Source organism: Streptomyces sp. NPDC002779, assembly GCF_042888685.1.
In the GTDB taxonomy this organism is placed as follows: Bacteria; Actinomycetota; Actinomycetes; order Streptomycetales; family Streptomycetaceae; genus Streptomyces.
Genome location: NZ_JBIAQC010000001.1, coordinates 1,208,706 through 1,225,596 on the forward strand (window position 1 = coordinate 1,208,706; position 16,891 = coordinate 1,225,596).

Sequence of the window (16,891 nt, forward strand, 5' to 3'; positions counted from 1 at the left end):
CCCCAGCCGACCGTCACGTTCAGGTCGTCGTACGCCTCCGCCGCGCCCCCGGCCGCCGCTCGCTCGGCCGGGTCACCGCGTCCCCCGCCTCCAGGGCCGCGGCCCGGCGCTGCGCGCCGAAGTCCGCCAGCGCCTCGGCCAGCTTGTGCACGGACGGCTCCGGAGCCATCACGTCCACCCGCAGCCCGTGCTCCTCGGCGGTCTTCGCCGTGGCGGGACCGATGCAGGCGATCACGGTCACGTTGTGCGGCTTGCCGGCGATCCCGACCAGGTTCCGCACCGTGGAGGACGACGTGAAGAGAACGGCGTCGAAGCCACCCCCCTTGATCGCCTCCCGGGTCTCCGCCGGCGGCGGCGACGCCCGCACGGTCCGGTAGGCCGTGACGTCGTCCACCTCCCAGCCCAGCTCGATCAGCCCGGCGACCAGCGTCTCGGTGGCGATGTCGGCCCGCGGCAGGAACACCCGGTCGATCGGGTCGAAGACCGGGTCGTATGGCGGCCAGTCCTCCAGCAGGCCCGCGGCCGACTGCTCCCCGGACGGCACCAGATCCGGCTTCACCCCGAAGGCGATCAGCGCCTTGGCCGTCTGCTCCCCCACCGCCGCGACCTTGATCCCGGCGAAGGCCCGCGCGTCGAGCCCGTACTCCTCGAACTTCTCCCGCACGGCCTTGACCGCGTTCACCGAGGTGAAGGCGATCCACTCGTACCGCCCGGTCACCAGCCCCTTGACCGCGCGCTCCATCTGCTGGGGCGTGCGCGGCGGCTCGACGGCGATGGTCGGCACCTCGTGCGGCACGGCCCCGTAGGACCGAAGCTGGTCGGAGAGCGAGGCCGCCTGCTCCTTGGTGCGCGGCACGAGCACTCGCCATCCGAAGAGCGGCTTGGACTCGAACCACGACAGCTGCTCGCGCTGGGCGGCTGCGGAACGCTCACCGACCACGGCTATGACCTGCCGCCCGCCCTCCGGCGAGGGCAGCACCTTGGCCTGCTTCAGCGTCTGTGCGATGGTGCCGAGCGTGGCGGTCCAGGTCCGCTGACGCGTGGTCGTGCCGGCGACCGTGACCGTCATCGGCGTATCGGGCTTGCGCCCGGCCGCCACCAGCTCACCGGCGGCCGCGGCGACGGAGTCGAGGGTCGTCGAGACGACCACCGTGCCGTCGGAGGTACCCACCTCCGTCCAGCACCGGTCGGACGCCGTGCGCGCGTCCACGAACCGCACGTCCGCGCCCTGCGCGTCACGCAGCGGCACACCGGCGTACGCGGGCACACCGACCGCGGCCGCGACACCCGGGACGACCTCGAAGGGCACCCCCGCCGCGGCGCACGCCAGCATCTCCTCGGCGGCGTAGGCGTCGAGCCCGGGGTCCCCGGACACCGCACGCACGACCCGCCTGCCGCCCCGCGCGGCCTCCATGACAAGATGTGCGGCATCCCGCACAGCGGGTGCACCAGCGGTTGTTGACGTACCGTCAACGACCGCGAGCTGAGGCGTGCCTGTGCCCGGAACAGGGTCCGACGAGGGATCCGTGTTCACGACGGACACGCCCGGCCTGGCGTGCACCCGGACGACGTCGAGCACGTCGTGCTCGGCGACGAGGACGTCCGCGTTCGCCAGCGCCTCGACGGCGCGCAGAGTCAGCAGCCCCGGATCCCCGGGTCCGGCACCGAGGAAGGTGACGTGACCGTGTTCCAGGCCGGCGGAAAGGGCGGTGGGGCTCACTGTGCTCGCTCCCCCATCAGACCGGCCGCGCCCTGGGCAAGCATCTCGGCCGCGAGTTCGCGACCGAGTGCCAGCGCATGGTCGTGCGTCTCGGGCACGGGACCGGTGGTGGACAGCTGCACCGTACGAGAGCCGTCGGTCGTGCCGACGACGCCCCGCAGGCGCATCTCCTTGACAATCTGCCCGTCGCCCAGCAGGTCGGCCAGCGCGCCCACAGGGGCGGAGCAGCCGGCCTCCAGGGCGGCGAGCAGGGACCGTTCGGCCGTCACGGCGACCCGCGTGAACGGGTCGTCGAGCTCGCCGAGCGCGGCGATCAGGTCCGCGTTGTCCGCGGAGCACTCGATCGCCAGGGCCCCCTGGCCGGGGGCGGGCAAAACCGTGTCGACCGAGAGGAAGTCGGTCACCTCGTCGATGCGTCCGATGCGGTTCAGTCCGGCGGCGGCGAGCACGACGGCATCCAGCGCGCCGTCCCGCACGAACCCGATCCGCGTGTCGACGTTGCCGCGGATCGGCACCGTCTCGATGTCCAGCCCGTGGCTGCGCGCGTACCCGTTCAGCTGCGCCATGCGGCGCGGCGAACCCGTACCGATGCGCGCCCCGCGCGGCAGGTCGGTGAACTTCAGCGCGTCCCGGGCGACGATCACGTCCCGCGGGTCCTCGCGCTCCGGGATCGCGGCCAGCGCCAGGTCCTCGGGCTGCCCGGTGGGCAGGTCCTTGAGGGAGTGCACCGCGAAGTCGACCTCGCCGCGCAGCAGCGCGTCCCGCAGCGCGGTGACGAACACCCCCGTGCCGCCGATCTGCGCGAGGTTCTCCCGCGACACATCGCCGTACGTGGTGATCTCGACGAGCTCAACGGGCCTTCCCGTCACCCGGCGCACGGCGTCCGCCACCTGCCCGGACTGGGCCATGGCGAGCTTGCTGCGCCGGGTCCCGAGCCTCAGTGCCTTGTCTTTCATGCCGGCCCTCGGTCCTTCTCGGTGCTGTCCTCGGCCCGGGAGACGGCGGCCACCGTCTCGGGGTCGAGGTCGAACAGGGTCCGCAGTGCGTCCGCGTACCCGGCGCCGCCGGGTTCGGCCGCGAGCTGCTTGACCCGTACGGTCGGCGCGTGCAGGAGCTTGTCCACGACGCGCTTCACGGTCTGGGTGATCTCGCTGCGGTGCTTGTCGTCGAGACCCGGCAGCCGCGCCTCGAGCCGGGCGATCTCCCCGGCGACGACATCCGCGGCCATGGTGCGCAGCGCGACCACGGTCGGCGTGATGTGCGCGGCCCGCAGCGCCGCCCCGAAGGCGGCGACCTCGTCGGAGACGATACGGCGCACCTGGTCGACGTCGGCCGCCATCGGAGCGTCCGCCGAGGCGTCGGCGAGCGACTCGATGTCCACCAGCCGCACCCCGGCCAGCCGGTGCACGGCCGCGTCGATGTCCCGCGGCATCGCGAGATCGAGCAGGTACAGCACGGGTTCGGGCCGCGCGGACTCGGCCACCGACTCGGGCCTGCGACGCTCGGGGATCCGTCCGGCGGTGGCCGCGGCGGCCGCGAGCGCGGCGATGGCCTCGGCCTCGTCGGGGGTGGTCTGCGGGCGCGGGGCGTTGTCCACCCAGGCGGCGTGCTGCTCCAGCTCGGCGGCCCCCATCCCGGCCACGGCGGCCTCCCCGAGCACGGAGAAGCCGGCGGTGGCCCGGACGGCGGGCAGGTCGAGCGGGCAGTTCTCCTCGGCGGCGGGACCCGCGACGGACGCGGAGCCCGCGGGCTGCCGTACCGCCGGGGCGGAGACCGGAGCCTGATCGGGGCCGGGCTGCGCGAAGGGCACCCGGCCCGTCAGCGCTCCGGCGATGGTCTCCGCGGCCAGCACGATGCCCGTCGCCCCGGTGCAGGACACCGCGACATCGGCACGTGTCAGTTCATCGGGCACCGCGTCCATCGGCACCGCACGCGCCGGCCCCGCCGCGCCCTCGTTCAGGATCTCGACGAGCCGCTCGGCCCGGTCGGCCGTACGGTTCGCGATCACGATCTCGGCGACCCCGGCCCGCGCCAGCGTCGCCGCGGCCAGCGAGGACATCGACCCGGCGCCGATGACCAGCGCCTTCTTCCCGCGCGCCCAGTCCTGCACGGCCGTACCGCCGGAGAGCTGCTCCAGCCCGAAGGTGACCAGGGACTGCCCGGCGCGGTCGATGCCGGTCTCGGAGTGCGCGCGCTTGCCGACCCGCAGGGCCTGCTGGAACAGGTCGTTGAGCAGGCGCCCCGCGGTGTGCAGGTCCTGCGCCCGGGCCAGCGAGTCCTTGATCTGCCCGAGGATCTGCCCCTCGCCGACGACCATGGAGTCCAGCCCGCAGGCCACCGAGAACAGGTGGTGGACAGCCCGGTCCTCGTAGTGCACGTAGAGGTAGGGCGTGAGCTCGTCCAGCCCCACCCCGCTGTGCTGGGCGAGCAGCGTGGACAGCTCGGCGACACCGGCGTGGAACTTGTCCACGTCGGCGTACAGCTCGATCCGGTTGCAGGTGGCGAGCACCGCGGCCTCGGTGGCCGGCTCGGCGGCGACCGTGTCCTGGATCAGCTTGACCTGGGCGTCCGCGTTCAACGCGGCCCGCTCCAGCACGCTGACCGGGGCGCTGCGGTGGCTCAGTCCTACGACGAGAAGGCTCATGCCGGCATCACGGCGGGTACGTCCCCGTCGGGTCCCTTGTCGCCGGACTCGGCGCGGACGGCGGGCACACGACCGGCGCCGTCGGCCGCCGCGGCTTCCTCGCCGGCCTTGCGCTGCTCGTGGAAGGCGAGGATCTGCAGCTCGATGGAGAGGTCGACCTTGCGCACGTCGACGCCCTCGGGGACGTTCAGCACGGTCGGCGCGAAGTTCAGGATGGAGGTGACCCCGGCGGCGACCAGCCGCTCGCACACCTGCTGGGCGGCTCCGGCCGGAGTGGCGATGACACCGATGGACACGCCGTTGTCGTCGATGATCTTCTCGAGCTCGTCGGTGTGCTGCACCGGGATCCCGGCGACGGGCTTGCCGGCCATCGCGGGATCGGCGTCGATCAGCGCCGCCACCCGGAAGCCGCGCGAGGCGAAGCCGCCGTAGTTGGCGAGCGCCGCGCCGAGGTTGCCGATACCGACGATCACAACCGGCCAGTCCTGGGTCAGCCCCAGTTCGCGGGAGATCTGGTACACGAGATACTCGACGTCGTAACCCACGCCACGCGTCCCGTAGGAGCCCAGGTACGAGAAGTCCTTGCGCAGCTTCGCGGAGTTGACCCCCGCCGCGGCCGCGAGTTCCTCGGAGGAAACCGTGGGTACCGAGCGCTCGGAGAGTCCGGTCAGCGCACGGAGGTACAGCGGAAGCCGGGCGACGGTGGCCTCGGGAATCCCTCGGCTACGGGTCGCCGGTCGGTGAGTTCGGCCAGTTGCCACGGTGCTCCTGCGGGTAGAGCGGGGCTGTAGGCGGTCATGCGTCCCCAGACCGCCCCGTCGAATGCAGGCTATGTCTTTGTGAACGCGTGCACAAAGATGGTGTCCGATTTGCCCGGCCAACGTGACCGGGGTCACGCGCGTCTGTCTCGGAGGCAAAACCGCACACTTCCCTCATCAATCTCGCCCCCAAGACCAACTCTCCATCGATCCTAAGCGACCGGCCGGACTAGTTGGACTGGTCGGTCAGTGCCTTGCGGAGCCGCTCCTCGTTCACGCGCCAGAACGTGTGCTGCTCTCCGTCGACGAGCACGACGGGGATCTGTTCCCAGTACTGGTCGTGGAGTTGGGGGTCCTGGGTGATGTCCTTCTGCTCCCAGCGGACCCCGAGATCACCGCAGACCTTCTCGATGACGATCTGTGCGTCATCACACAGATGACAGCCCGGCTTGCGGACGAGAGTGACGAGCCGGTCCTGGGGCGCCTGCGCCTTGCGGCGGAAGAGTGGACTCATGTCAGCCATTCTCGCCCGCGCCGAGGCAGCCGGGACAGCCGCCGACATCGCCCGGGAGCCCGCGGACAGGGGCCGCCGCGGCGATGACTTCTTTAACGGCACGGTCGCGGAGAGTTCACAGCCTCCCAACCTCTCGACTCCGGAACCCCCGAACAAAATGGCTATGCTCACGCCATGGCCGCTCTCGGATGGCTCACTCCCCGTAGGCGCTCCGCCACCGCGCGGAGCGTGTTGGCAGGCGAGGCCTCGGCGGAGGCCGCGCGCAAGTCGGTCCCCCCGGAGGACGAACCGCAGTTCCCGGTGCTCGGGGACGACCGGGCGGCGGCGTTCTTCGACCTGGACAACACCGTGATGCAGGGCGCCGCACTGTTCCACTTCGGCCGTGGCCTGCACAAACGGAAGTTCTTCGAGACCCGTGACCTGGCCCGCTTCGCCTGGCAGCAGGCGTGGTTCCGGCTGGCCGGGGTCGAGGATCCCGAGCACATGCAGGAGGCGCGGGACTCGGCGCTGTCGATCGTCAAGGGCCACCGGGTCTCGGAGCTGATGTCGATCGGCGAGGAGATCTACGACGAGTACATGGCCGAGCGGATCTGGCCCGGGACGCGGGCGCTGGCGCAGGCCCATCTGGACGCCGGCCAGAAGGTGTGGCTGGTGACGGCGGCACCGGTGGAGATCGCGCAGGTGATCGCGCGCCGGCTGGGCCTGACCGGTGCCCTCGGCACGGTGGCGGAATCGGTGGACGGCGTCTACACGGGCAAGCTGGTCGGGGAACCCCTGCACGGCCCGGCGAAGGCGGAGGCGGTCCGGGCGCTGGCGACGGCGGAGGGCCTGGACCTGACCCGCTGCGCGGCCTACAGCGACAGCCACAACGACATCCCGATGCTGTCCCTGGTGGGCCACCCCTACGCGATCAACCCGGACGCCAAGCTCCGCAAGCACGCCCGCGAACTGGACTGGCGCCTGCGCGACTACCGGACGGGCCGCAAGGCCGCCAAGGTCGGCATCCCCGCGGCGGCCGGAGTCGGCGCGGTGGCCGGCGGCACGGCCGCGGCGATCGCCATCTCGCGCCGCCGCCGCTGAACCGGCCCGCGCCCGCGTCTCCGGCCGACCGGACCGCGCCCACCCGCGCCCACCTCTGATCACCAGCCCTCCGCGCCGACGGAACCCGGCCAATCGCAAGACCGTACCCACTCAACCCGCTGTCCAGCCCCCTTGGCTGCACACGGCCACAACACGCCCCGGCCCCGACCGGAATACGCCCACACCTGATCAACAAACGATCACAGTGCGGCACTTGATCGGGCCTCATTCGGTTACAGAAGCGACGTAATCGATGATTTGAGCAACTGGGTGTAGCAGCGCCTGTACGAAGCGTTATTCTCCTCAGACGCAATCCGGTACCCCTCCGTCGCTACGACGGGTGAACGGTCCCGTACTGCACGTGATGGAAGCTCTGCCTCTGGGAGTCCCGTGTACCCACACGTCGGGGTTGACGCCTCGGGCCTGGCTACGCTGCGCGCAACGGTCCAAGACCTGTTGCGCGGCTTCGTCCCCACCGCGTACGCCGTCCCCACCCTTGCCGTAGCCGCCACCCCCGTCGGGCCGTGCTACGCGCTCGCCGACGGCGGCCCCGCCGTCGGCAGACGGGGGCGTTCGACCGGTGCCACGACCGCCCGGCGTCCGGCCGCTGACAGCGACAGCGCCCGCATGATGGATCTCGTCGAACGCGCACAGGCCGGCGAGGCCGACGCCTTCGGGCGTCTCTACGACCAGTACAGCGACACTGTCTACCGGTACATCTACTACCGCGTGGGCGGAAAGGCCACCGCCGAGGACCTCACGAGCGAGACCTTTCTGCGCGCCCTGCGACGGATCGGCACCTTCACCTGGCAAGGGCGTGACTTCGGCGCCTGGCTCGTCACCATCGCCCGCAATCTCGTCGCCGACCACTTCAAGTCCAGCCGCTTCCGGCTGGAGGTCACCACCGGCGAGATGCTCGACGCCAACGAGGTCGAGCGCTCCCCCGAGGACTCGGTGCTGGAGTCGCTGTCCAACGCGGCCCTGCTGGACGCCGTCCGGCGGCTCAATCCACAGCAGCAGGAGTGCGTCACGCTCCGCTTCCTCCAGGGCCTCTCCGTCGCCGAGACCGCCCGCGTCATGGGCAAGAACGAAGGGGCCATCAAGACCCTCCAGTACCGCGCCGTACGCACCCTCGCCCGGCTCCTGCCGGACGACGCCCGCTGACCGCATACGGTCGGTAATGGCCAAGTCGCTTTCGGTAATAGTCCGTTGACTTCCCGATCCGATCATCCGCCGTCCGTAACCCAAGTGCCGCGACGCTCGTTGTGCGGGATGCAGGCTCCCTGTGGTCACCACCCGGCCACCGCCGATCACCCGATCGTGTGGATGTGCTCAGGTGGTGCAACCCTCAGGACCCCCTGGGGAGTCGACCGTCATGACGAGAGGAGGTGCCGCCAGTGATCGCGAACGTATCGGCGCACCGGCGGGCGAACGCCTTCGCCCTGGCCCTGGAGGAGCAGTCCGACCGGGGCACGGCGGCCGAGCAGTCCGAAGGACCGGCACCGGCCCCGGCTGCTGCGGAACAGACCGGGCAGGGCCGCCTGTTGGCCCTCGCCTCGGGTCTCGGCGAACTGCCCAAACCGGAGATGGATCCGGAGGTCAAGGTCGTGCAGCGGGCCCAGCTCGTGGCCGCGATGGAGGCCATGCTGCTGGAGGGCGCGGGCGGCAGGATGGATTCCGCGGTACCCGAACAGCGCTCCCATCGGGCCCGGGGCGCACACCGGGCGACCCCGCTCGGCAAACTGCGACCGCGGTCCCGGCTCACCAAGGGCCTGGCCGCGGGCGGCCTCAGCGTCGGAGTCGCCGCCGGTGCCTTCGGCGGAGTCGCCGCCGCCAGCGGTGACGCCCTGCCCGGAGACTCGCTCTACGGCCTCAAGCGCGGCATCGAGGACTTCAAGCGCGGCCTCACCGACACCGACAGCGAGCGCGGCCAGGTCTTCCTCGACCAGGCCTCCACCCGGCTCAGCGAAGCGCGCCGGCTGATGGAGCGCGACCGCGGCGGCCACCTCGACCACGAATCCCTCGGCGAGATCCGCCGCGCCCTGTCCGGGATGCACCACGACGCCTCCGAGGGCCACCGGCTGCTCTCCGCGGCGTACGCGGCCGACCCGGACTCGCTCGGCCCCATGCAGGCGCTGTCCGCCTTCTCCCGCTCGCACCGCGACACCTGGGGCGCCCTGCGCGACCGGCTCCCCGTGCAGCTCGGCGACGTCGGTGAGCGGGTGTCGTCGGTCTTCGACGCCATAGACGAAGAAGTGGCCCCGCTGCAGACCCTGCTGCCCGAGCCTCCCGCCAAGGGCGGCGGCTCCGGCCCCCGGCAGGGCGGTTCCGGCGCGGCCTCCACCGGCTCGTCCGGCACGGACCGCTCGGCGGCCCCCAGCAGCGGCAACAGCGCCTCCGACGGCCGCCAGTCCAGCAGCGGCGGCCCCAGCAGGTCCGCGAGTTCCGGCGGCGAGGACGACGGCCTGCTCGGCGGCAGCACCGGCGGCCTGCTCGACCCGCCGAAGGAGAGCACGGGCAGTACGACTCCGTCGACCAGCACCCCGCCGGTCCCGGAGCCGGATGTGACACTCCCGCCGCTCCTCCCGGGCCTGCTCCCCGGGTTCGGCATCGACGGCGAGAACGCGGACTAGCCGGTACGCGGATCGGGGGCGCCCTTCTCGGGAAGGGCGCCCCCGTTGCCGTATAAACGTTTCTTCGGTCCGCCCGGGTGCGGCAGGGCTCAGAAGAAGACCGACCTGCGTTGCACCAGCAGCTTGTACAGGGTGTGCTGGATCTGTTCCCTGACCTGGTCCGTCAGGTTGAACATCAGCATCGGATCCTCCGCCGCCTCCAGCGGATAGCCGTCGGTGAGGATGGGCTCGCCGAACTGGATCGTCCACTTCGTCGGCAGCGGGATCGCGCCGAGCGGGCCGAGCCACGGGAAGGTCGGCGTCAGCGGGAAGTACGGGAATCCGAGGACCCGGGCCAGCGTCTTGGCGTTGCCGATCATCGGGTAGATCTCCTCCGCCCCCACGATCGAGCACGGGATGATCGGGGCGCCTTGGCGCAGTGCCGTGGAGACGAAGCCGCCGCGGCCGAAGCGCTGGAGCTTGTAGCGCTCACTGAAGGGCTTGCCGATGCCCTTGAAGCCCTCCGGCATCACGCCGACCAGTTCGCCCTGGCCGAGGAGGCGTTCGGCGTCCTCCGCGCAGGCCAGGGTGTGGCCGAGCTTGCGGGCGAACTCGTTGACCACCGGCAGCATGAAGACCAGGTCCGCGGCGAGCAGCCGTAGATGACGCCCGGCGGGGTGGTTGTCGTGGACGGCGACCTGCATCATCAGGCCGTCCAGCGGCAGGGTGCCGGAGTGGTTGGCGACGATCAGGGCGCCGCCCTCGGCCGGGATGTTCTCCACACCCTTCACCTCGACCCGGAAGTACTTCTCGTACACCGGGCGCAGCAGCGACATCAGGACCTGGTCGGTCAGCTCCTCGTCGTAGCCGAAGTCGTCGACCTCGTAGTCCCCGGTGAGGCGGCGGCGCAGGAAGGACAGACCGCCGGCGATGCGCTGTTCCAGGCCGCCGCCCTCCTGCTGCTCCCGCATCTCTTCCGTCACCGGGACATCATCCTGCGCGGCCGCCGGGTCGGGCAGGGGCTGGGCCTCAGGGACCTCACGGACCTCATGGACCAGCGCGGGCTCCGCGCTCTTGCGCCGGTTCCCCACGCTCCGGCGCCGCACCGGCCGCTGTACGGCGCCCGCGCGGGACCGGTCGTCGTCGAACGGAATGACCTTGGCGTCCGCCATCGTTGATGCGCTCCTCAGTTGGCGCTCTGCGTCGGGGGGTGACCGCTGCCCTCGAGGGACAGCGCGGCGATCCGGTCGACGGCCCCCGCGAGGGCCTCCGGCGGGAGCAGTCCGGGTCCGCGGCTGCGCGCGAAGTCCGCGAAGGTCTCCGCGGTCGTGTACTTCGGCTGGAAGCCGAGCGTCTCCCGCATCTGGTCCGTGGCCACGACCCGGCCGTGGGTGAGCAGCCGGATCTGTTCGGGCGAGAAGTCCGTCATGCCGAGCGTGCGCACCAGCGAGCCGGCCCAGGTGACGGCGGGCAGCAGCAGGGGCACGGTGGGCCGGCCGAGCCGTCGCGAACACTGCGACAGCAGCAGGACTCCGTCACCGGCGATGTTGAAGGTGCCGCTGTTGAGGGTGCCGCGCTCGGGTTCGTGCGAACCGATTCGCAGCACCTCGATCACATCGTCCTCGTGCACGAACTGCAGCCGTGGGTCGTAGCCGAACACGGTCGGCAGCACGGGCAGTGAGAAGTACGCCGCGAGCGGGGTGTCCGCGGTCGGGCCGAGGATGTTGGCGAACCGCAGCACACAGACGGCGACGTCCGGCCGCCGCCGGGCGAAGCCGCGCACATAGCCCTCGACCTCGACGGTGTCCTTGGCGAACCCGCCGCTGGGCAGCGACTTGGGCGGGGTGGTCTCGGTGAACATAGCGGGATCGCGCGGCGCCGACCCGTACACGTTCGTACTGGACTTCACCACCAGCCGCTTGACGGCCGGCGACTTCTGGCAGGCCCCGAGAAGCTGCATGGTGCCGATGACGTTGGTCTCCTTGACCGTGGTCCGGCTGCCGGCGCCGAGCGCCGTGCCCGTGACGTCCAGGTGTACGACCGTGTCGGCGCCCGTCTCGGCCAGCACCCGCGCTATGCCGGCCTGCCGGATGTCGGCCTGGATGAAGTCCGCACCGCCCAGATGGTGCTCGGGCGGAACCGCGTCCACGGCGACGACCCGGTCGACCTGGGGGTCACGCTGGATCCGCCGTACGAACCGGCCCCCCAGTTGACGGGCCACTCCGGTCACGAGCACGACCTTGCCCAAGATCAGCGCCTTCCTTCCAGGAATCGTCCAGACCTGATGTACCGCTGCTCGTTACCCTGCCGGGTTCCCCGTGTGCCGCCAACTTAGCGGCTCGGTGTCGCGCTGTGAGGACCACCCACTGCACGAAGTGACGGCACCCCCGGACGTACGAACAGACCGAGCCATCCCGGCGTCCAGACCTACGCACAGGCTCCGGTCCGCCGCACACCGGCCCCGGGAACGCGCGCGGCCCCCCACCTGTCCGGTGGGGGGCCACACGTACGCTCTCGCGGCTCGCGTCGCGACCTTACTTCTTGTTGCGACGCTGAACGCGCGTGCGCTTGAGCAGCTTGCGGTGCTTCTTCTTGGCCATCCGCTTGCGCCGCTTCTTGATAACAGAGCCCACGACTACCCTCGCTCACTTCTCATCACTCGGTGTTTGGGCGCCATGGGCCCACACGACCTACGAGGGGCTAGCCTAACCCGCCCGAGCGCTGAGGTCGTAATCGAGGTGGCCGGGGGAGATCCGATGGTGCCCTGAGGACTCCCCCGCACCCGTGTGCCGTCAGGCGGTTTCCACCCCCACATAACTCTCGCGGAGGTACTCGTGCACCGCTTGCTCGGGGACGCGGAAGGACCGCCCCACCCGGATCGCGGGCAGATGACCGCTGTGCACCAAGCGGTACACGGTCATCTTCGACACTCGCATCACCGAGGCGACTTCCGCCACGGTAAGGAACTGAACCTCGTTCAGAGGCCTCTCGCCAGCTGCAGCCATGACACACCTGAACCTTCCGCACTCGACGGCCACCGGCTTCCCCTTCCGGTGACTCTTCGTCGTTGCGTGCTCACTCCCCAATGTAGGGGCGGGTGATGCGAGTGGGGAAGAGGTGCACCCATCGGCGGCCTACTGTGACAGACACGCTCGATTGAGTACGTAGCGGGTAAGCGGCCGGTAGTAATCGGACCGCACAGCGTCATCAAGTGGAACGACGACGGACACGGTCCCCTCGGCCTCCCCCACGAAGAGCGCGGGGTCATCCGTATCGGCGAGACCAATGGCCTCGAACCCCAGCTGACCTGCCCCGCAGACCCAGCCGTGATCCCCGATGACCAGCTCCGGCAACGGCCCGCCGGCCTCGGCGGCCGCGGCCAGCGCGGTACGAACCGGGAGGGGCGAGTGGGTGTGTGCGCCGGTCTCACCACCGGAGCCCGGGTGGCCCGGTTCTCGCACGAGCGCGACTCCTCGTACGTAGTCCAGGTTGTACGTGCGTAGACCGAACCGGGTCGTTATGTCGACACAGCGACCCTGCGCCGGTGTGAGTACAACACAGCCGGCCGTCGAGAGAGCGTCCGCCAAAGCGACGTAGAAACCGAGCAGCCGATGCGGATGTCCGGTGCCGATCAGCACGGGGCCGCTGCGCTGAGCGACGGCCGCGATCCGGGCGGCGAAGGAGTCGAGAGCGGCCACAGTTCGCGCCGGATCGATCACATCATGCCCGTCCACGCGCGACGGATCAGCGGAAACTCCACATTTATCGGCCATGAGTGCGACCAATTCGCGGGGCTCCCAGGAACATTGCGGATCAATCCCGAGCAAAACCCTCGGATCCCGGGCCGCGAAGAGCCGATAACTCCGCAGACTCGCCTCCCGCGAGGTGGCCACCACCCCCGCCAGCCGAGCAGCGACCAGATGAGCACGCAGAGCACCGATGGACAACACGGGAGCGATGCTGACGGACGAGCCCGCCCGGGACGACCAGAACGGCAGAACACCCCACGGTCGGCGTAACGGCCCCATCAGCCCGTCCGGCGTTTGAGGACGAGGCCCTCTCAGCCCGTCCGGCGTTTGAGGACGAGGCCCTCTCGGGGCCGACCGGGGGGTCCAGGGGGCGGAGCCCCCGGGCGGGGCGGAAGGGGCGGCAGCCCCTGGGGGTGGGACGGGTAGGGGCGGCGGGGGCGAAACCCCCTCCCCTACGGCAACAGCCCCCGCAACGGAAACACCGCCCGCCGAGCCGCCAGCACGGCCTGGTCCAGCCGATCCGCAGGGTCGTACCCCGCCTCCCACGCCCCCCACTCCACCGGCCACCGCCCGTCCGTCATCCGCGCCGGCGCCAACTGCCGCGTACGAGCGAACACTTCCTGCCGCCACCCCTCAGGAATAACGGCCTCCGGCGCGATCTCCCGCCCCGCCGCGATCCCCACCAGATGCGTCCACGACCGCGGCACGACATCCACCACCGCGTACCCGCCACCCCCGAGCGCCACCCACCGCCCCTCGGCGAACTCATGCGCCAGCTCATGACAGGCGACCTGCACAGCCCGCTGCGCATCCAGCGACACCGCCAGATGCGCCAACGGATCCTCGAAGTGCGTATCCGCCCCATGCTGCGTCACCAGCACCTGCGGCCGGAACTCAGCAATCAGCTCCGGCACCACGGAGTGAAACGCCCGCAACCACCCCGCGTCCCCCGTCCCCGCCGGCAACGCCACATTCACCGCCGATCCCTCGGCCTCCCCGGCCGCCCCGGTCTCCTCCGGCCACCCGGTCTGCGGGAACAGCGTCCGCGGATGCTCGTGCAGCGAGATCGTCAGAACCCGCGGATCCTCCCAGAAGGCGGCCTGCACCCCGTCCCCGTGATGCACGTCCACATCCACGTACGCGACCCGCTCGGCACCCAGCTCCAACAGCCGCGCGATGGCGAGCGACGCGTCGTTGTAGATGCAGAACCCCGACGCACTCGCGGGCATCGCATGATGCAGCCCGCCCGCGAAGTTCACCGCGTGCAGCGCGTCACCCCGCCACACGGCCTCCGCGGCCCCCACCGACTGCCCCGCGATCAGCGCCGAGACCTCGTGCATCCCCGCGAACGCCGGATCATCGAGCGTCCCCAGCCCGTACGACCCGTCCGCCGCCCCCGGATCCACCGACGCGGCCTTCACGGCCGCGATGTAGTCCTCCCGGTGCACGAGCCGCAGCGTCGACTCCCCCGCCGCCTTCGCCGCGACCACATCGACCTCCCGGTCGAGCCCGAAGGCCTCGACCAGTCGCCGGGTCAGCGCGAGCCGGACCGGATCCATCGGATGCTCCGGACCGAAGTCATATCCCGTTACTGCCTCGTCCCACATCAGCTGTGCGCGGCCGCTCATGCCCGCCACCGTATCGGTCCGGTTGAGCGTCGAACGACCGGGCGTACACGAGCGTCACCAGCACCAACACCATCGGCGCCAGCATCGCCCCGCGATAATTCCACGCATCGCCCAAGGCCCCCACCAACGGCGAACCGATCAAAAAGCCCACATAGTTGAACACATTCAGCCGGGCAACGGCCGCATCGGACGCCCCCGGGAACAACCGCCCCGCCGCCGCGAAGGTCTGCGGCACCAGCACACACAACCCCAGCCCCACCAAGGTGAACCCGAGCATCCCCACCCACGCCCCGGGCGCCACGGCCACGACGGCGAACCCACCCGCCGCGACCACCGTCCCGCCCCGCACCACCGCCACGGCCCCGAACCGCCGCACCCCGAAGTCCCCGATGGCCCGCCCCACCAGCGTGGTCACCATGTAGACGGCATACGGCACGGTCGCCAGCTGCTCACTGCTCCCGAGCACGTCCTGGAGGTACTTCGCGCTCCAGTTGGAGACCGTGGAATCCCCGATGTACGCGAAGGTCATCACCAGACACAACGGCAGCAGCACCTTGAACCCGACGCCCCCCGCCGAGCCCTTCACCGCCTCCCCCCGCACAGCCGCCGCCGGCTCCCCGTCGACGTACCACCGACTCCCCACGAACGCGGCGGGCAGCAGCACGACCACGACGGGCAGGTACGACACGAACAGCGCGAGATCCCAGTGCGCCCCCGCCCACGCCAGCGAGGCCCCCAGAATCCCGCCCAGGCTGTACGCGGCGTGGAAACTGAGCATGATGCTGCGCCCGTACGACCGCTGCAGACTGACCCCGAGCATGTTCATCGAGGCGTCCAACGCCCCCACCGACAGCCCGAACGCCCCGAGCGCCACGGCCAGCTCGACCATCCGGTCCCCGGCCGCGACCCCCAGCAGCGCCAGGAACACCACCGGCTGGGACCACCGCAGCACCCGGCTGGGCGGCACCCGCTTCACCAGCCGCCCGGTCGCCACGCTCCCGACGCCGGCCAGGACGGGCACGGCGGCGAGGAAGACCGGCAGCAGCGCGTCGGAGACCCCGTACCGGTCCTGGATGGCCGGGATCCGGGTCACCAGCAGCGCGAAGGCGACGCCCTGGGCGAAGAAGCTGAACGCCAGCGAGGCCCTGCCGCGCCGCAGCACATCAGTCATGGCGGGAGCGTAGGGCCCGTGCGTACTCGTGGGTAGATCCAGCCAAAGATGAGTTTCCCTCAGCTTCGGTCAGACCAGCAGGTCGTTCAACTCCCCCATGTCACCGAAGAGTCCGGTGGCACCCTCCAGCCGCGCGGCGGGCGTCATCGCCGTGAAGCCGTAGACATCCATCCCGGCCGCGACGGCGGCACGCACCCCCAGCGGACTGTCCTCCACGACGACACACCGCTCCGGCGCGACCCCCATCCGCTCGGCCGCGTACAGGAACAGATCCGGCGCCGGCTTCCCCCGCCCCACATCCTGCGAGCTGAAGATCCGCCCGTCCTCGAACCACCGCGTCAGCCCGGTCGTCCGATGCCCCACCCGAATCCGCTCATGACTCCCGGAGGAGGCCACGCAGTACGGCACCCCGTCCGCGGCCAGCTTCTCCAGCACTCCCTCGGCCCCGGCCACCGGCTTCAGCTCCTGCTCGAAGGCAGCGAACACCCGAGCGTGAAAGACATCATCGAAGTCCCCCGGCAGCCGCTCCCCGGTCCGCGCCTCGACGAGATCGTGTACGCGGTGCATGGCGGCGCCCATGTAGTCGCGCAGGGAGTCCTCGTAGGAGGTCGGGTGCCCCAGCTCGGTGAGATAGGCGGCGAGCAGCCGGTTGGAGATGGGCTCACTGTCGACGAGCACACCGTCGTTGTCGAAGATCACGAGGTCATAGCGCATAACAAGAAGCCTAAACGCAGAAAACCCCGCACCGATAAGGTGCGGGGTTTTCCCAAAAATTGTTCGGCGGTGTCCTACTCTCCCACAGGGTCCCCCCTGCAGTACCATCGGCGCTGTAAGGCTTAGCTTCCGGGTTCGGAATGTAACCGGGCGTTTCCCTCACGCTATGACCACCGAAACACTATGAAGTTGGACCGGAAAAAAACACGGTCGTTGCCTCAGAACTAACACAGTGGACGCGAGCAACTGAGGACAAGCCCTCGGCCTATTAGTACCGGTCACCTCCACACCTTACGGTGCT

General features: G+C 70.6%; 16 protein-coding genes and 1 rRNA gene. 3 read left to right on the plus strand and 14 right to left on the minus strand.

Annotation, left to right across the window (positions count from 1 at the left end):
• Positions 1-19: 19 nt before the first annotated feature.
• The 5 genes from ACFYW5_RS05550 to ACFYW5_RS05570 all read right to left on the minus strand — a co-directional run bounded on the left by ACFYW5_RS05550 (position 20) and on the right by ACFYW5_RS05570 (position 5,636).
• A complete protein-coding gene (locus ACFYW5_RS05550) occupies positions 20-1,720 on the minus strand; it encodes a uroporphyrinogen-III synthase (protein WP_389415589.1) in 1,701 nt (566 codons plus the stop codon).
• Positions 1,717-2,676: a hydroxymethylbilane synthase gene (hemC, locus tag ACFYW5_RS05555; protein WP_389415590.1), complete on the minus strand. Its 960-nt coding sequence runs from the start codon at positions 2,674-2,676 to the stop codon at positions 1,717-1,719. The genes ACFYW5_RS05550 and hemC overlap by 4 nt, the downstream gene beginning before the upstream one ends.
• Positions 2,673-4,364, minus strand: a complete 1,692-nt coding sequence (locus tag ACFYW5_RS05560; RefSeq protein WP_389415591.1) for a glutamyl-tRNA reductase — start codon at positions 4,362-4,364, stop codon at positions 2,673-2,675. Before ACFYW5_RS05560 ends, hemC begins: the two co-directional genes overlap by 4 nt.
• The gene (locus ACFYW5_RS05565) at positions 4,361-5,125 is read right to left on the minus strand and encodes a redox-sensing transcriptional repressor Rex (protein WP_389415592.1); all 765 of its coding nucleotides are present in this window, start codon (positions 5,123-5,125) and stop codon (positions 4,361-4,363) included. Before ACFYW5_RS05565 ends, ACFYW5_RS05560 begins: the two co-directional genes overlap by 4 nt.
• 226 nt (positions 5,126-5,351) lie before the next feature.
• Positions 5,352-5,636, minus strand: a complete 285-nt coding sequence (locus ACFYW5_RS05570) for a glutaredoxin family protein (RefSeq protein ID WP_389415593.1) — start codon at positions 5,634-5,636, stop codon at positions 5,352-5,354.
• 174 nt (positions 5,637-5,810) lie between these two features.
• On the opposite strand from ACFYW5_RS05570, the gene ACFYW5_RS05575 reads away from it, so the two are divergent.
• The 3 genes from ACFYW5_RS05575 to ACFYW5_RS05585 all read left to right on the plus strand — a co-directional run bounded on the left by ACFYW5_RS05575 (position 5,811) and on the right by ACFYW5_RS05585 (position 9,349).
• On the plus strand, positions 5,811-6,716 hold the full coding sequence (locus ACFYW5_RS05575) for an HAD family hydrolase (protein WP_389415594.1): 906 nt from the start codon (positions 5,811-5,813) through the stop codon (positions 6,714-6,716).
• A 390-nt stretch (positions 6,717-7,106) separates the two neighbouring features.
• Positions 7,107-7,880, plus strand: coding sequence for an ECF subfamily RNA polymerase sigma factor, BldN family (locus ACFYW5_RS05580; RefSeq protein WP_250070768.1), 774 nt, complete (start codon positions 7,107-7,109; stop codon positions 7,878-7,880).
• A 233-nt stretch (positions 7,881-8,113) separates the two neighbouring features.
• Positions 8,114-9,349 carry a DUF5667 domain-containing protein gene (locus tag ACFYW5_RS05585; protein ID WP_389415595.1) on the plus strand — a complete coding sequence of 412 codons (1,236 nt, stop codon included), beginning with the start codon at positions 8,114-8,116 and terminating at the stop codon, positions 9,347-9,349.
• 89 nt (positions 9,350-9,438) lie between these two features.
• On the opposite strand, the gene ACFYW5_RS05590 is transcribed toward ACFYW5_RS05585, so the two are convergent.
• The 9 genes from ACFYW5_RS05590 to rrf all read right to left on the minus strand — a co-directional run bounded on the left by ACFYW5_RS05590 (position 9,439) and on the right by rrf (position 16,768).
• Positions 9,439-10,500, minus strand: coding sequence for a lysophospholipid acyltransferase family protein (locus ACFYW5_RS05590; protein WP_389415596.1), 1,062 nt, complete (start codon positions 10,498-10,500; stop codon positions 9,439-9,441).
• 14 nt (positions 10,501-10,514) lie between these two features.
• A complete protein-coding gene (locus ACFYW5_RS05595; protein ID WP_389415597.1) occupies positions 10,515-11,576 on the minus strand; it encodes an NAD-dependent epimerase/dehydratase family protein in 1,062 nt (353 codons plus the stop codon).
• 286 nt (positions 11,577-11,862) lie between these two features.
• Positions 11,863-11,961, minus strand: a complete 99-nt coding sequence (locus tag ACFYW5_RS05600; protein WP_003948845.1) for a 30S ribosomal protein bS22 — start codon at positions 11,959-11,961, stop codon at positions 11,863-11,865.
• Between the two features lie 159 nt (positions 11,962-12,120).
• A complete protein-coding gene (locus ACFYW5_RS05605; protein ID WP_004984898.1) occupies positions 12,121-12,333 on the minus strand; it encodes a helix-turn-helix domain-containing protein in 213 nt (70 codons plus the stop codon).
• Positions 12,334-12,462: 129 nt separating this feature from the next.
• Entirely contained in the window at positions 12,463-13,278 is an 816-nt protein-coding gene (locus ACFYW5_RS05610) for a phosphatase (RefSeq protein WP_389415598.1), read from the minus strand.
• Positions 13,279-13,529: 251 nt separating this feature from the next.
• A complete protein-coding gene (locus ACFYW5_RS05615) occupies positions 13,530-14,705 on the minus strand; it encodes an acetoin utilization protein AcuC (protein ID WP_389415599.1) in 1,176 nt (391 codons plus the stop codon).
• Entirely contained in the window at positions 14,656-15,918 is a 1,263-nt protein-coding gene (locus ACFYW5_RS05620; RefSeq protein ID WP_389415654.1) for an MFS transporter, read from the minus strand. The genes ACFYW5_RS05615 and ACFYW5_RS05620 overlap by 50 nt, the downstream gene beginning before the upstream one ends.
• Positions 15,919-15,945: 27 nt before the next feature.
• Positions 15,946-16,590 (minus strand): HAD family hydrolase, encoded by a 645-nt coding sequence (locus tag ACFYW5_RS05625; protein WP_389415600.1) that lies wholly within the window; start codon positions 16,588-16,590, stop codon positions 15,946-15,948.
• A gap of 61 nt (positions 16,591-16,651) precedes the next feature.
• Positions 16,652-16,768 (minus strand): 5S ribosomal RNA (rrf, locus tag ACFYW5_RS05630).
• Positions 16,769-16,891 lie beyond the last annotated feature (123 nt).

Bases quoted from the DNA above. Each gene is read 5' to 3' on its own strand.
- ACFYW5_RS05615 (WP_389415599.1), bottom strand. From the start codon at position 14,705: ATGAGCGGCCGCGCACAGCTGATGTGGGACGAGGCAGTAACGGGATAT.
- ACFYW5_RS05560 (WP_389415591.1), bottom strand. From the start codon at position 4,364: ATGAGCCTTCTCGTCGTAGGACTGAGCCACCGCAGCGCCCCGGTCAGC.
- ACFYW5_RS05570 (WP_389415593.1), bottom strand. From the start codon at position 5,636: ATGAGTCCACTCTTCCGCCGCAAGGCGCAGGCGCCCCAGGACCGGCTC.
- ACFYW5_RS05625 (WP_389415600.1), bottom strand. From the start codon at position 16,590: ATGCGCTATGACCTCGTGATCTTCGACAACGACGGTGTGCTCGTCGAC.
- ACFYW5_RS05575 (WP_389415594.1), top strand. From the start codon at position 5,811: ATGGCCGCTCTCGGATGGCTCACTCCCCGTAGGCGCTCCGCCACCGCG.
- ACFYW5_RS05590 (WP_389415596.1), bottom strand. From the start codon at position 10,500: ATGGCGGACGCCAAGGTCATTCCGTTCGACGACGACCGGTCCCGCGCG.
- ACFYW5_RS05605 (WP_004984898.1), bottom strand. From the start codon at position 12,333: ATGGCTGCAGCTGGCGAGAGGCCTCTGAACGAGGTTCAGTTCCTTACC.
- hemC (WP_389415590.1), bottom strand. From the start codon at position 2,676: ATGAAAGACAAGGCACTGAGGCTCGGGACCCGGCGCAGCAAGCTCGCC.